Here is a 15,724-nt window from a genome sequence, read left to right as displayed (position 1 = left end):
AGATCAACCAAAGCATATTTAAAAGAACGTTGGCTTCACTTGGGCATTCCACTCGTATTTGGCGTGTTTGTTTTGGCACCGCCGCAAGTATATATAGAAAGAATTACACATGGCCAATTCAGTGGTTCATTCTTATCATTCTTTCCGTATTATTTCGATGGACTGACTTTACCTTGAAATTGGGGGGACCGGTAATTTTGCATTTATAGTCTTCACCCCTGGTATTTGTTCGTGTTGCTCATTTTTACAGTTGCTTTCATCTTTTTTATTGGAGAAAAATACTTTTCAAAAACAAATAGAATGTTACTTTGTTGTGCAGAAGCTTCCATGCCAGTTTATGTGAGTCATCAACCCATAATTGTCATTTCGGTTTTTGCATAAAGGATTTAAATTTATCAATTTCTATCAAGTTTTTTATGCTTCATTGCTTGTCATTTATTATGATTATCTCAATGTATCATTATTTTATTAAACCATTTAGATGGATCAGATTGCTTCATGGTCTAGGAAATAAAAGATTTAATAGCGCATTCACCTAAATGTCAAATTTAGTCTATCTTATTAAGGAAATAGAACTATTTTCTTGGAATGAGAGATTGTTTTACGTTTACAGAAAGGGTAGAATAGTTCTATAAGTCTTACAATTTTTATAATTTCATAGGCAAACTGCTTGAAAAAGCAGGACGCAAAACTAGAGGGGCTTCCTCTTATTTGAGAAGCTAGCCAGTTGCATTCAATTTCTTTTGAGTCATGGGTGCTACCTCGTTTTGCGGGGTAGTTTTTTGTTAGTAAAAATAGACTAAAAGGGGAATTCATCATGAAGTTCACAGTGGCAAAGAAGCTTTTCGGAGGGTTCATATTTGTATTGGCATTGCTTGGAATCGTTGCTAGTCTATCAATCTACCAGATTCAAAAAGTTGATCAATCTTATCGCGAATTGATTCAGGACCGTGTGCATAAGATGATTCTTGTTGAAGAACTCCAAATTTCACAAAAGGAACAATCAGCTGCAGTTCGAGGCTATCTCCTAACAGGCTATTCGTCCTATTATGATGAGTATAACGCTTCTCTTGAAGAATTTAATAAGAATATGAATGAACTGAAGAAGCTTTCCACTAGTCAAAAAGGCGGCGCTTTGGTAAAACAATTGGAAGCGGTTAATAAAATTTATCAAGAAGTTGTAGAAAAACAATTTGCTTTTAAACGCCAAAATAATGAAGATTCATATCTTTCATTAATGAATACATCTGCTCAACGTGTAGGGAGTGACCTAAAAGCAAAAGCAGATGAGCTTGTAAAATATCAAGAAGAACAATTGAAAAAAGCAAGTAACCAAAATACCGCTCAAACCAAAAAGACAATGCTGACTGTCATCATCGTCAGTTTGATTGCTGTCGCATCAGGTATGGCAATTGCGTATGGAATCAGCAGAATGATTTCAAAACCTCTAGTGTTAGCAGCAAATTCCCTTCGAAGGGTCGCAGAAGGAGATCTTTCAGTAGAAGAACTAAGCGTGAAAAATCGAGATGAAATTGGCGAACTGGTTACGTCGTTAAATGCAATGGTAAGCGATTTGCGAGTGGTTGTAGGTCAAGTTCGCGATTCATCTGTGCAAGTCGCATCAGGCTCTGAAGAACTTGCTGCGAGTGCTGAACAAAGTACATCTGCTGCAGAGCAAGTTGCCCAAATTACGCAAAGGCATGCCCAAGGAACCGAACAGCAACTGCATAGTTTTAGAGAAGTGTCCGCTTCGGTAGAGGAAATGGCATCTGGAATACAACAAGTAGCCATGAATAGTGAAGAAATGCTTCTGGCTACGGAAGAAGCAACAGGATTAACGAAAATAGGAACAAAGTCTGTCGAAAAAGTTGTCGGGCAGATGAATAGTATTTACCAATCAGTTGGAAATGCGACAGCCCTTATCCAGTCACTTGAAGAAAAATCACATGAAATCAGCAATATTGTTTCAATCATCACTGGCATAGCCGACCAGACCAACTTGCTCGCATTAAATGCAGCAATTGAAGCTGCTAGAGCAGGAGAACACGGCAGGGGGTTTGCGGTGGTTGCAGACGAAGTAAGAAAGCTTGCAGAAGAGTCTAAAAAATCCGCCGATCAAATCAGACAAATGATTGGAATGATACAGAAAGAAACAGAACAGGCTGTCGAAGCAATGGAAGAAGGAAATCAACAAGTTGCGGGAGGTATTCAAGAAACGAAATCCGCAAGTGAAGCCTTCAGTAAAATTTCTGATAGCATTGAAGGTGTTTCAGGAAAGGTTCAGGAAATGTCAGCTGCTGTAGAAGAAATGACGGCATTCAGCAAGGAGATTACAGGTGCTATTACACATGTAAGATCAATTTCAGAAGAAAGCGCACATGCCACACAGGAAAGCTCAGCGGCAACGCAAGAACAGCTAGCAACGATGGAGGAAGTAACCACATCTGCGGAATCTTTAGCCAAACTTGCAGAAGAACTTCAGGATGTAGTCTCTAAATTTAAAGTATAAGCCAGTAAGGAACCAGTTCTCACCATGAGAGCTGGTTTTTTTATGCCTTAGGAAAAACATCTATGTCAGCGGGTATTGAAAGTACGATATTCCTCAGGACATTGATTCAGCCTTTTCGAAGAGTACCTTAGATTCCTTACTATTCAAATTAAGAAAGAAAATCCTTTCAAAAATTATGGCTTTGAAAAAAACTTGCCCATACCATGTCCTTTTCTCTTTTCAAACACTATATAAAAGGTGAAAGGAGGTGAGGGACAATGGCACAAGCATTGTTAGGAGATACAAAATTGCGCTTAGTTTTTGAGGTTGGAGTGGATGAGAAAGGAAATCCAATTCTGAAAACAAAAACATTGAACAACATTAAGAAAGATTCGACGGCAGATGAGTTAAGTCAGGCGGCAAATGCACTCGCTTCATTGAGTAAAGATGTTCTCAGCAGCGTTGAAAGAACCGATAACTCTGAAATCATCGGATAAATTCCAAATAGCTATTTTTAGGGTCGATCGTGATTGGGAACTAAAAAGGCTAAAAAATAACTAAAGGGGAGGTGAATGACATGGCAAAAACATTAGAAATGCAATTTATTACGGAAGCAGGTAAAACGGTAAGACTAGGAGTGGATAACCCTAAAGAACCAATTGAACCAGCGATTGTTAAGCAATCAATGGAACAAATTATCGCTGCGAATGTATTCTTTACAACATCAGGCAGTTTCGTTTCGGCAAAATCAGCCCGTGTGGTAGAGCGTAATGTTACTGAATATGAGTTGAACTAAGATGAAAGAGGGGCTGATCCCATGCAGGGCAGCCTCTCTTATTTCATAAGAAGGGAGGAGGTGCCATAATGGAACAGTTCATACCTTTCATAAGTGATGTAGGGTTTCCGATTGTAGTAACACTGTACTTGCTTTACAGAATCGAAGCCAAGCTTGATACAGTTGTGCAATCAATTCAAAGCCTTCCAGAACGGTTGAAAGAGAGAACATGAAAACAGGTTTAATAATCAGAATTTACTGAATTTTTATTGACAAGAGGATAGTAAAATGATAAATTATAAGCAACCGATACACGTGTTAGATTTATGTAAAAACCTGTTCAGATTGTTGGAAGGGGAGTAGTTGTAAAGCTAAATGCGTTGTGATTTGGTGAATTAACACACGGCTTTTGCTTGAGCCAATAGGAGGATTTTTTTACATGAAAAACGGTAAAGTTAAATGGTTTAATGCAGAAAAAGGTTTCGGATTTATTGAGTCTGAAGAAGGAAAAGATGTATTTGTACACTACTCTGCAATCCAATCTGAAGGTTTTAAAACATTAGAAGAAGGTCAAGAAGTTTCTTTCGAAGTTGTAGAAGGAGCTCGTGGACCACAAGCTGCAAACGTAACGAAAAAATAATCTTAACTATGTACGACAGCCCGACCATTTCGGTCGGGCTGTTTTTTGCGTATAATAATGGAACAACATGTAGTAAGTAGGTGCAAACATTTGAAGGTATGTGTAATTGGTGTAGGCTATGTCGGATTAACAACTGCAACCGTCCTAGCTAAATTAGGACATACTGTACAATGTATCGATCTTGATGAGGATAAAATAGAATCCTTAAAAAAAGGTATATTGCCAGTATACGAACCAGGGCTTAATGAGATGTTCAAAGAAAATATGGAGAATATGTCTTTTCACACCAATTTAGAAAAAGCGGTTGTGGAAAGTAATATCTTAATGATTACTGTGGGAACTCCCTCAGCGAAAGATGGTAGGAGCGATTTATCCGCACTAAATAGGGTGATTGATGATATAGGGAATGCCTTGGTGAATTATAAAACCATTGTGGTCAAAAGTACTGTACCACCTGGTACAAATGCAGGGCTGAAAAAAAGATTACTATCAACAGGGATACCGTATGGGAGTTTTAATATCGTCTCCAATCCAGAATTCTTACGAGAAGGCTCGGCACTTAGAGATATGCTCTTTCCGAGTAAAACGGTAATAGGTGTTTCGTCTGAAGATACCATCTCAGAAGAACTAATGAGGCAGCTTTACTCATCAATTGACGCACCATTTGTGGTAACCAACTTGGAAGAGGCTGAAATGATTAAATACGCCAATAATTTCTTTTTGGCTACAAAAATTTCGTTTATTAATGAAATGGCTAGGATTTGTGATGGCTATGGGGCTGACATTAATGAAATTTCAAAAGCGATTGGCTTAGATCCGAGAATTGGTCCTTCTTTCTTGCAATCAGGCATTGGTTATGGAGGGTCTTGTTTTCCAAAAGACATTGACGCAATGCTCCATTTTACAGCAGAACAAGGGCTAAACACTCAGATCTTATCTGCTGTCAAAAAAGTAAATGAGTGTCAGGTAGATATGTATGTGGAGAAAATGAAAAGTGTCTTTCCTGATCTTTCAAAAAAGAAAATAACTGTGTTAGGTATTTCCTTTAAGCCCAATACAACTGATATTAGAAACTCACCAGCCATTAAGGTAATTGAAAGATTGGTGCAAATAGGCTGTGAAGTACATGCATTTGATCCTGTAGCAAAGTTACCTGATTTTTTGAAGAAAGAAGTGAAACAACACGATCAGATTAGAGATGCAATTAAGGATGCTGATTGTTTGTTTTTAGCAACAGAATGGCAAGAGTTATTGGACTTGAACTGGAAAGAAGTTAGAAGTTTGATGCAAAAACCATTTATCATAGATGGTCGAAATATTTTAGACTTGGAAAAGCTTAAAGAAGCTGGAATGCATGTGTTAGGTGTAGGACGAAATAATATATCATAATAAAGGAGGGAAGGTGTTCTACACCTTCCCTTTTCTCATGGATTAATAGATGGCTCCAAATCAATCGGTTGTGCCATCTTATTTCATGAAAATTAGTCTCTATTCAATCTAAGTTCCCACATGTTACCGTCTCTCCAGTATCTTCTTTGTGTGTTATAACGGTTATCACATCTGTTGTGACAGCAACATCTACAAGAACGTCTCCTAGAACGACCGCTTCTACGTGAAGAGCGTCTAGTAGAACGACCGCTTCTGCGTGAAGAACGACGAGTAGAGCGTCTGCTTCTGCGTGAAGAACGACGAGTAGAACGTCTGCTTCTACGTGAAGAACGGCGAGTAGAACGACCGCTTCTACGTGAAGTACGACAAGAACAGCAACATCTTGAAGAACGACGAGTAGAACGACCGCTTCTGCGTGAAGAACGTCTCGTAGAACGACCGCTTCTGCGTGAAGAACGTCTCGTAGAACGACCGCTTCTGCGTGAAGAGCGTCTCGTAGAACGACCGCTTCTGCGTGAAGAGCGACGTCTAGTAGTGCAACAGCGAGTAGAACCACAAGTAGTACGGCAGCATCTTGAAGAACGACGAGTAGAGCGTCTGCTTCTGCGTGAAGAACGACGAGTAGAGCGTCTGCTTCTGCGTGAAGAACGGCGAGTAGAGCGTCTGCTTCTGCGTGAAGAACGACGAGTAGAGCGTCTGCTTCTGCGTGAAGAACGGCGAGTAGAACGACCGCTTCTACGTGAAGAACGACGAGTAGAACAACGTCTTGTAGAACGACGGCGTCTGGAAGTACCTTGGACAGCTCCACTGCGACGAGTAGAACAACGGCGTCTAGAAGTACCTTGTACTACAGGGTTTTGGCGAGATCTACACCCCCTTTGTGTTCCTTGGACTACAGGGTTTTGACGGTTGCTGCGACGCCTACTGGTGTTGGCAACAGTCTGCTTCTTGCAAGACCTCCTTCTTGAACCAGGATCTCGGAACATGAAATCACCAAAGCCAGCACCTCTTACTTGGTCGGCAGCTTGTTGGATATCATTACTATTATATCTTCTCACTTGATTTCCTCCTTTATTGAGCTAAAAGGTAAGCGCCTGTCGATAGATGTTCAATATCCATCATCAGATTTGCTTCCTGATACTAAATTACGTAGATACCTGTCAGATTGCATGAGGCATTAGCGTAATTTTTAAAAAAGATTTTGTCCTATAGTGACAAGTGTCCTCCTTTTCTCATACGAATAAGGGAAGGAGGAATCAAGATGGACGAGAATACCCAATTGCCTTTATACAAGATGTTTATTCATCCAATGGATCTAAAGGAATTGAGAAGGGATATCTGGATTGATGACCCAGTTCCGGCGCAGTTAACGTTAGAAGGGAAGAAAGTAGAAATAGATGTAGCCTATCGCGGCTCGCATATCCGTGATTTTTTGAAAAAATCGTATCAAATTGGCTTCTTTCGTCCGACAAAATTTAAAGGTGTAAAACAAGTTCACTTAAATGCAGAATTCAAAGATCCTTCCATGATAAGAAATAAACTTTCATTCGACTTCTTTTCAGAAATCGGATGTCTCGCTCCAAGATCTAGGCATGTCATCCTTACAATCAATGGAAAAACAGAAGGTGTGTACTTGGAAATTGAATCTGTTGATGAAAATTTCCTTAGTAAAAGGAAACTTCCGAGTGGTGCTATTTTTTACGCGGTAGATGGCGATGCTAATTTTTCGCTTATGAGCGATTTGGATAAAGAGACAAAAAAATCATTGGAACTAGGTTATGAAAGGAAATGCGGTGAAGAACTCGATGATTTTCATCTCCAGGAATTGATTTATCAAATCAATACGATACTTCCAGAGGATTTTGAAAGTCGAATTACTCAATATGTAAACGTTGACCAGTATTTTCGTTGGATGGCCGGGATTATTTTTTGCCAAAATTACGATGGTTTTGTTCATAATTATGCTTTATACCGTAACGGTGAGACCGGCTTATTTGAAGTAATTCCGTGGGACTATGATGCAACCTGGGGGCGTGATGTAAATGGAAAAGTGATGGAGGCAAATTATGTACCGATTACTGGATATAACACATTAACCGCCCGTTTACTTGATGTTCCAAACTTCAGGAAGAAATACCGCGATATGCTTGAAGAGATACTCGAAAACCAATTTACGACAGAATTCATGATGCCGAGAGCTGAAATGATTCAAAAGTCAATTCGACCTTATATCTTACAAGATCCGTATAAAAAGGAAAGCGTTGCTTCGTTCGATCAAGAGCTAGAAGTAATCCGTGATTATATAGAAGAAAGAAGGAAGTACTTAAAAAGCAGGTTAAATAAACTGGATTAGGAGGACTTTTTATAGGCATGTGTTGATTTTGTAGAATAAGGGCTATTTACAGGTTCCATACCCCTACGAGATACGTATACATGCAGTATGAATAACCAATATGGATAATTGATAGGGAGGATAAAATAAATGGAAAGAAATCATTCAGATTCATATCATTCTTTTCTAAAAGCTTTAAAAGGCAAAGATGTAACCATCTATAGAGGAGGTCCTGAATCTAAAACTGGTAGGCTGCTAGATGTTTCTTCTGATTACATCACACTTTATGCACAGAACAATAATAACAACAATAACAATAACAATAACAACAACAGCAATAACCAAGCCAACAGTGATTCCCAGTCTAACAACCAAAACAATAACACGGTTGTTTACTATAATGTACAGCATGTGAAAAGCATTAGTGAGGATTCCAAATCGAACTCTATGGTAACGATGTCTACTGATGAAGAGGAAGAACTAGATTATATTTCAGCTGACAGCTTCATGGGTGTAATGAGTGAACTACAGGGAGAGACAGTTCAATTAAATCAAGGCGGACCTGAAAAGAAATACGGAAAGCTCGTAGGTATTTCAGGCGATTTCATTGTGATGTACACAGAAGACGATGGAATTGTGTATACAAACGTAAATCATGTGAAAAGTGTAAGCAAATATAATGATGGAAATTCAGACGAAAATACAGCAGCAAATGAAGACACAATGGAAATTCCTGGATTTGTAAGTGATGGTAATTTCCAAGATGTATTCAAGCATTTCTCTCACCAATGGGTATCAATCAACAGGGGCGGTCCTGAAGCAATGGAAGGCGTACTTGTTGAGAATGCTGGTGGACACTATACTCTTGTTAGTAACGAGGAAGTGCTTCGAATCCATCCATACCACATTAAGAGCATCAGCGGTGGTCCAAAAGGATACTTGAAACAAAATAACCAAAACAACAACTCTAATGAAAATCAATCAAATGACAATTCGAATGCAAACCAAACAGCTCAGAATAACTCTAATACGGAAAACAACTCCGAAAAAGAATCAAAAAGCCGTAGCAGTAGAGATGGCTCCTCTAGCAGGTCTAATCGTGAACGAGTAGTAAAAACGATTGACTACGTCTGGAAAGGCCGAAACAGATAATTGATCATAGCGATATGGTCCCGGTGCATTGGTAAAAATACTGGTGCACCTTTTATATCTGTAGGCGAAAGGAGCGGAACCAATGAAAGGCTTAAGTAATTTGCTAGGCAAAGAGGTGGAAATTGAGATTTCCGGAAAAACGTCCTTTTCTGGGATTTTAATAGATTTTGGGCAAGATATTATCGTAATATTTAATGGCAATGAATTTTTGTACATCCCTATATTGCATCTGCAATTCATCAAACAAAAAGCGGAACCGGAGATTACACAAATTCCCCCAGAGGATCAGCCAATCCAAAATATCACAGATCCGTTGTCCTACCGTAAAACTTTGAATAACGCAAAAGGGCAATTTGTTGAAATTTTTGTAACTGGCAATCGTTCGATACACGGTTATATTACAAGCGTACTGAATGACTATATAGTTTTTTACTCACCAATTTACAAATTAATGTTTATATCTATGCACCATTTAAAATGGTTAACTCCCTATAGTAACAGTACCACTCCATATTCCTTAAATCATGAAGAGCTTCCAGTTATGCCATCCAACATCCCACTTGCTCGTTCTTTTGATGAACAGCTGCAAAAATATATCGGGAAACTGATTGTTTTTGATATGGGTGATCACCCGGAAAAAATAGGAGTATTTAAAGGATTCGCCAATAATATTCTTCAGTTAACAACTGCAAATGGAGAAACTGTCTATTGGAAACTCATGCATTTGAAAAGTGTACATTTACCATAAAGATTCTTACTAAAAAACCTTGTCAGTGCGGACAAGGTTTTTACATTATGAAGATTACAATCTTAATGAAAGAAGGACCTTGGCTAGGCCAAAATCCTTTATGGTTATTTACCTAAAACCCTTGTCCAAAAACGAATCGAATCCAGAAGTATAAACATAATAAGGTGAATAAAACGGTAGGTGGTATAGTGATCGCTGTGACTCGAATGTATTGTTTCCATGAAATTTTCACTTTTGCTTTTCTAAGGATATGCATCCATATTAGAGTAGCAAGTGTTCCGATTGGGAGTAATAATGATCCAATGTCGCTTCCAATGATGTTGGCTAAATAGATGGTTTTTAAAATGATTGGGTCCAGGTTCATCTCCGTTAATGTTAGAGTTCCTACCATTAAGGCTGGGTGGTTATTAAATAAGTTTGAAAGTATGGTAAGAATTGTACCCATCGTAATGCTCGCATGAAATAAATTATCATCAAGCATTGGTTCGAGATTGCTGACGAGGAAATCTGTTAAGCCGATATTGTGTAAGCCGTAAATGACAACATACATATTGAATGCGAAAACGAAAATGTGCCATGGTGTCTTTACCAGAACATCTAAAGGATTGAGTCTTAAATAGATCCACCGCCATCCTAACAGGATAACAGATCCTATTACCGCAACTATGGAGACTGGGAAGTTTAAATAGGATGCTACGAATAAACCTATGCGGACTAAAAATACAAATACGATTACCAAAACCATAAGCTTGTTGTTTTGCATGGAACTAGACAGTTCTGATTCTGATTGCAAGGGGTGCTTTTTTGTAAAGTCCATTTGCCTATGATGTGAAGGGATATTTAGCGTACGGGGCAAATCTTTGTAGAAAACTAAGAATAGTAAGCTAGATAGAAAAAGTAATCCGAGAACACCAGGAACGAACATCATAGCCGTATGAAGATATAGATCCATTCCTATTATTTCCAAAGAAATTAAATTGACAATATTACTGACGCCGATTGGCGCGCTTGAAGCCGTTGCAATCAAGGCTCCGCTAATTAGATAGGGAAGCATCTCATGTTTTTTAAATCTTAGGTATTTTAGTAAAAGTAAGAGGATTGGTGTGGTGATGAGAATACTGCCATCATTATTAATGAATACTGTCATGAGAAAGCATAATAGATTGGTTAGCCAAAAAAGCCTGATTCCGGAGCCGCGTGACTTCCTTAAGAGCTGTGAGGCTACCCAATGGAAAAATCCAAAACTTTCAAGGGAAATGGCCATGATCATCGTAGCAATGATGGTAATGGCTGCACCGGTTACCTTTGAACTTATATCTCCCAAATCCGTCAATGTCACACTGCCACTAATAAGAATGAGGATAGCTCCTAGTGTGGTGGGAATCGCTTCATTTAAACCTTTAGGTCGCCATAGGACAAGGACCATCGTTACAAAAAAGAGAGAATTGTAAAGCCTACTGTGAATTGACTCATGTTTTCACCCCGCTTCCTTTCTGCAAGTAGGTCAAATTTCCTCCTCGGAGTTTATCACATATATATATCTGTAATGTATGTATACGTGCGGATAGAGGAGTTTGTACTAAGCATTTACCTTATTTTTAGTAAATTCCATGAATGACTAATTAAAAATGTAATGAGAGGAATTTTGCAATGAGGAAAGGGAGGGTTAGAGATATTCCAATGCGGATATTCACCAAGAATTACGCAAAAATCAATTTTAAAGAGCTAAGTTATGCTAATGGGAATTATTTTTACAATCTCCGATGTATTTCTATAAATATTTCATTTAAACTGTATAAGAACAAGTGTTCTGTAACATCCTGCATTTTCATAAAGTCTGAGGAGAACGACTTTGATATAATTAGAACATAATTAGAACTAGGAGAGGTGAAAGAAATGAAGTTTATTCATACAGCCGACTGGCATCTAGGCAAACTTGTCCATGGAGTGTACATGACCGAAGACCAGCGAATCATGCTTCAGCAGTTTGTTGATTTAGTAGCGGAGGAAAAACCTGATGCGGTTGTGATTGCAGGGGACTTATATGACAGATCTGTTCCGCCAACTGAGGCCGTTGAATTATTAGACGAAATCCTCTTTAAAATAAATGTTGAATTAAAGACTCCAATTGTTGCTATTTCAGGTAATCATGACAGTGCAGAACGGTTATCATTTGGGAGTTCATGGTACAAGCATAGCCAATTCTACTTAACTGGTAAATTAACAAACAAATTTAATCCAGTGCAAATAAATGGAGTTAACTTCTATCAAGTCCCGTATGCAGAACCCGGTACGGTAAGGCAACTGTTAGGTGAAGATGGGATACATTCACATCAGGAAGCAATGAAAGCATTGATTGGAAGGATAGAAAAGACGATAAACCCAAATGAACCCAATATTTTTGTTGGACATGCCTTCGTGTTAGGTGGAGCGGTGTCTGATTCAGAACGAACGTTGTCAGTGGGTGCCTCTGGTTGTGTTCATGCTGACTTATTTTCACCGTTTTCATATACAGCGCTCGGACATCTCCATAGTCCTGAAGCGATTCGTCACGATACAATCAAATACTCAGGATCATTGATGAAGTATTCTTTCTCTGAAGCGAAGCACACTAAGTCCGTTTCCATCATTGAAATGAATGAGAACGGTAGCTTTACACATCGCTATAAGTCCTTGAAACCGAAAAAGGATATGCGTGAATTAACTGGTCATCTTGCTGAATTGCTGGACCCCTCTTTTTATCAGAAAGAAGCTGTAGAAGATTACTTGAAAATAACCTTACATGATGAAGGGGCACTAATCGATCCAATCAACAAATTGAGACAGATTTATCCAAACGTGCTTCATCTGGAGAAGCGCATTGATCTTGTAGATATGAAGAAGAAACAGGAAGTGGCCATAGCACAACGGGAAAAGAAATCAGAATTGGAACTTTTCCAGCAATTTTATGAAGAGATGACTACATCTGAGTTCTCGGAAGAAAAGAAAGAGGTCATGTCTCAAGTGCTGCAAGACGTGCTGAAGGAGGATGGGAGTACATGAAACCTTTAATACTGACAATGCAGGCTTTTGGACCTTATGCAGGAATTGAGACCATTGACTTTACAAGTCTTGGAAACCGTACGATGTTTGTTATTTCCGGAAAAACTGGCGCAGGAAAAACAACCATTTTTGATGCTATCAGTTATGCGATTTACGGAAAAGCAAGTGGGGAAGACCGTAATGGACCAGAATTGCGCAGCCAATTTGCAAGTGATGATGTTACTACAGAGGTCTCGCTCGAATTTACACTAAAAAATAAACGATACCACATCATACGCTCTCCTCAACAAGAGAAAAAGAAAAAATCAGGGGAAGGCACTACGATTGTTGGGGCGAAAGGAGAATTATACAAGTGGAATGATGATGGAGAGAAAGTATTGATTGCTTCAAAAGTAAGTGAAGTGGATGAGAAAATCAAAGAAATCATGCTCATTGACAGCAATCAATTTCGTCAGATTCTTATGATTCCTCAGGGTGAATTTCGTAAACTTTTAACATCTGAAAGCAAGGATAAAGAGGTTATCCTTCAGCGTCTGTTTCATACGCAAATTTTCAAGATGGTTGAAGAAAGGCTAAAGACAGAAGCGACAGAATTAAAGAAGGCAGTGGAAGATCAAGTTCAGGCGAGGACTGAGGCAATTCGGAAAATCCATGCTAATACGAATGAAGAATTGATTTCACTAATGGAAAAAGGTATTACAAATGATGCAGTCATCTTACCTTTGTTGCGAGATGAAATTGAAAGTATGAGTTCGATGCTTGATGAAATGAAAATAGAAGTAACAAACAAGCAAAATGAACGTGATGATATCATCAAAAAGCATACTGAAGCTAAGACATTAATGAACCAATTCACTTCTATGGAAGAATTGAAAAATACTAAAGTACAACTTGAATCACAACAGAGTGATTACTCAAAAAAAGAAGATGAAATACGTCTTGCACAAAAGGCTGATGTCCTTGGGAAACAAGAAGAGTTATGTCATCGACTAAACCGTGAATTAAAAGAAGCACAGGCAAGTTTTTCAAACATGCAAGAGGAACTTCGCCAGTTGTCAGGAGTTTTAGAGGTGCAAAAAGAGGCCTTTGAGAAAGAAACTGCCAATGAACATGAGAGAATTGAAGTTGCCGAGAAAATCAGCAGATTACAGACCATGAAAGAAGACGTTTATTCTTTCGCCTTGTTACAAAATGAATACTCGACCATTAAAAATGAGTTAGGACTAAAAACTACACGGCATTTGCAAGTGGAAAAGGAAATGAACTTAACGGAAGCTACTATAAAGCAGCTACAGGAAGAAAAAGCTAAAATAGAACAGGCACAGCTGACTTATTCAGAAAATCAGCGATTAATGGATCAACTTGAAGGGGAAATCCAACGTTTAGACAAATACGAAAAAGCCCTTAATCAAAATAAGAATCTCTATCAGTCATACCACCTAAAACAGAATATTCATGACACAGAAGCAAGCCGTTATCAAGACGCAAGGGATACTTTGACTCACCTTGAAGATAAGTGGATGAGTGGACAAGCTGCCATATTGGCAACAAGATTAGTTCAAGGAGAGAACTGTCCTGTTTGTGGATCAGAACACCATCCAACTCCTGCCCATGCTATTTCAGGAGAATTGCCAAATGAAGACGATTTGAAGGCAGCAAAGCATCAAGTTACATTATCTGAAAAATCCAAAGCTAAAGCTGAATTAGAATTTTTCCAGGCGCAATCCGAAAAACAGTCTTCTGATAGAGAAGTCACTTCATATTTTTCAGAGGTGATAAAATCAAGGCCAGATTTCAAAGAAGAAGATCTTAGCGATGTGAAGAGCCATGTGGCCATGGAGAAAGAAAAACTTCAGATTGTTCAACAGCGTCTATTTACGCTTATTCATTCAATAGAAAGTGTAAAGACAGAGCTGAAGGCAACAGAAGACAAGAGAGAGCTTCTGCAAGCTGAGAAGCTTAAATTAGAATTGGAACTAAAAGAACTACATGTTAAATTTACACAACTAGAGACGAATTTAAAAAGAATGTTACACGTTATTCCAGAAAATCTTCGCTCGATTAGTTCCTTTGAAAATGCCGTTAAAGATGCAAATGAAAAGTTACTTTCTTTGAAAGAGGCTTTGGAGAAAGCCCAGCAAAATTTTGTTGGAACAAAAGAAAAACATAGCTCTGCTGCCACTAAGGTTGAAATGACCGAACAGCTTGTCAAGAGCCGCAATGCAGCTCTTGAAACGGAGAGGGTGGCTTTCAAGGAAAGTATGATTCAACAAGGCTTTCCAACATACCGAGATTATGAAGCAGCGAAAAAGACAGAACAAGAAGTAAAGATACTCGAGACAGAAATCCGTTCATTCCGTGACCGCTTAGGAGCTGTTACAGCGCAATTCAACCAATTAACTAGTTTGTTGAAGGATGTTCAAGTGCCAGAACTTCAAGTTATTGAAACGGAACTGCAAAAGGTCACAGTAGAACTTGAAGCACTTGATCAAGAGCATAGAGATCTCTTTATGAAAAAGAGGGATAATGTAGAAATTCTCACGAAGGTTGAAGCGCTCAATGAACAAATGAAGACATTAGAAGATAGATACAATCTCATTGGACATTTGTACGAAATATCTAAAGGACAAAATAGTTACAGAATTACTTTTGAGCGCTTTGTATTAGCTTCGTTCTTAGAAGATATACTACGTGAGGCAAATATTCGTTTACTAAAAATGACTAGTGGACGCTATCATCTCGAACGGAAAAAGGACCGGTCGAAAGGCAGTGCTCAAAGCGGATTGGAGCTTCTGGTTCATGACCAATATACCGGTCAGGAGCGTCACGTAAAAACATTATCCGGAGGAGAAAGTTTTAAAGCGGCCCTTGCATTGGCTTTAGGACTGGCGGACGTTGTTCAGAACTATTCAGGTGGTGTATCACTAGAAACGATGTTTATTGATGAAGGTTTCGGGACATTAGACCCTGAGTCTCTTGATCAAGCAATCGAATCATTAATTGAGATTCAAAGTAGTGGAAGATTAGTAGGAATCATCTCTCATGTGCCTGAACTTAAGGAACGAATTGATGCAAGATTAGAAGTCATCGCCATGCAAACTGGCAGCCGAACAGAGTTTGTCTTTACCAATTGATTATAGTAAAAGGCTGTTTTCGCA

At 38.7% G+C, this 15,724-nt stretch carries 13 protein-coding genes and 1 riboswitch; of the genes, 11 read left to right on the top strand and 2 right to left on the bottom strand.

From position 1 onward, the window contains the following. Positions 1-650 precede the first annotated feature (650 nt). Positions 651-735: riboswitch (cyclic di-GMP riboswitch) on the top strand. Between the two features lie 82 nt (positions 736-817). The 6 genes from BMZ31_RS01225 (at position 818) to BMZ31_RS01200 (ending at position 5,292) form a co-directional block, all read left to right on the top strand. Continuing rightward, positions 818-2,509, top strand: coding sequence for a methyl-accepting chemotaxis protein (locus BMZ31_RS01225; RefSeq protein ID WP_090829908.1), 1,692 nt, complete (start codon positions 818-820; stop codon positions 2,507-2,509). 257 nt (positions 2,510-2,766) lie between these two features. Beyond that, on the top strand, positions 2,767-2,985 hold the full coding sequence (locus BMZ31_RS01220) for a DUF1659 domain-containing protein (RefSeq protein WP_090829907.1): 219 nt from the start codon (positions 2,767-2,769) through the stop codon (positions 2,983-2,985). An 80-nt stretch (positions 2,986-3,065) separates the two neighbouring features. Next, entirely contained in the window at positions 3,066-3,284 is a 219-nt protein-coding gene (locus tag BMZ31_RS01215) for a DUF2922 domain-containing protein (RefSeq protein WP_090829906.1), read from the top strand. Positions 3,285-3,352: 68 nt separating this feature from the next. Beyond that, positions 3,353-3,496 carry a YvrJ family protein gene (locus tag BMZ31_RS01210; protein ID WP_090829905.1) on the top strand — a complete coding sequence of 48 codons (144 nt, stop codon included), beginning with the start codon at positions 3,353-3,355 and terminating at the stop codon, positions 3,494-3,496. Between the two features lie 206 nt (positions 3,497-3,702). Beyond that, on the top strand, positions 3,703-3,903 hold the full coding sequence (locus tag BMZ31_RS01205; protein ID WP_090829904.1) for a cold-shock protein: 201 nt from the start codon (positions 3,703-3,705) through the stop codon (positions 3,901-3,903). 90 nt (positions 3,904-3,993) lie between these two features. Further along, positions 3,994-5,292: a UDP-glucose dehydrogenase family protein gene (locus BMZ31_RS01200; RefSeq protein WP_090829903.1), complete on the top strand. Its 1,299-nt coding sequence runs from the start codon at positions 3,994-3,996 to the stop codon at positions 5,290-5,292. Between the two features lie 103 nt (positions 5,293-5,395). Here the strand turns inward: BMZ31_RS01200 and BMZ31_RS01195 are convergent, their stop codons facing one another. Next, on the bottom strand, positions 5,396-6,100 hold the full coding sequence (locus BMZ31_RS01195) for a hypothetical protein (protein ID WP_175477971.1): 705 nt from the start codon (positions 6,098-6,100) through the stop codon (positions 5,396-5,398). Positions 6,101-6,553: 453 nt separating this feature from the next. On the opposite strand from BMZ31_RS01195, the gene BMZ31_RS01190 reads away from it, so the two are divergent. The 3 genes from BMZ31_RS01190 to BMZ31_RS01180 all read left to right on the top strand — a co-directional run bounded on the left by BMZ31_RS01190 (position 6,554) and on the right by BMZ31_RS01180 (position 9,524). Further along, positions 6,554-7,645, top strand: coding sequence for a CotH kinase family protein (locus BMZ31_RS01190; RefSeq protein WP_090829902.1), 1,092 nt, complete (start codon positions 6,554-6,556; stop codon positions 7,643-7,645). Between the two features lie 129 nt (positions 7,646-7,774). Continuing rightward, positions 7,775-8,776 carry a hypothetical protein gene (locus tag BMZ31_RS01185; protein ID WP_090829901.1) on the top strand — a complete coding sequence of 334 codons (1,002 nt, stop codon included), beginning with the start codon at positions 7,775-7,777 and terminating at the stop codon, positions 8,774-8,776. Positions 8,777-8,858: 82 nt separating this feature from the next. Next, positions 8,859-9,524 (top strand): DUF2642 domain-containing protein, encoded by a 666-nt coding sequence (locus tag BMZ31_RS01180; RefSeq protein WP_090829900.1) that lies wholly within the window; start codon positions 8,859-8,861, stop codon positions 9,522-9,524. Between the two features lie 112 nt (positions 9,525-9,636). On the opposite strand, the gene BMZ31_RS01175 is transcribed toward BMZ31_RS01180, so the two are convergent. Beyond that, the gene (locus BMZ31_RS01175) at positions 9,637-10,950 is read right to left on the bottom strand and encodes an arsenic transporter (RefSeq protein ID WP_090829899.1); all 1,314 of its coding nucleotides are present in this window, start codon (positions 10,948-10,950) and stop codon (positions 9,637-9,639) included. Between the two features lie 470 nt (positions 10,951-11,420). On the opposite strand from BMZ31_RS01175, the gene BMZ31_RS01170 reads away from it, so the two are divergent. After that, a complete protein-coding gene (locus BMZ31_RS01170) occupies positions 11,421-12,566 on the top strand; it encodes an exonuclease SbcCD subunit D (protein ID WP_090829898.1) in 1,146 nt (381 codons plus the stop codon). Next, complete coding sequence (locus BMZ31_RS01165; protein ID WP_090829897.1) at positions 12,563-15,700, top strand: AAA family ATPase; 3,138 nt, start codon at positions 12,563-12,565, stop codon at positions 15,698-15,700. Before BMZ31_RS01170 ends, BMZ31_RS01165 begins: the two co-directional genes overlap by 4 nt. Positions 15,701-15,724: the final 24 nt, after the last annotated feature.

The organism is Bacillus sp. cl95 (assembly GCF_900115925.1).
Classification (GTDB): domain Bacteria; phylum Bacillota; class Bacilli; order Bacillales; family Cytobacillaceae; genus Neobacillus_A.
This window is presented reverse-complemented; position numbering and strand designations above follow the sequence as displayed.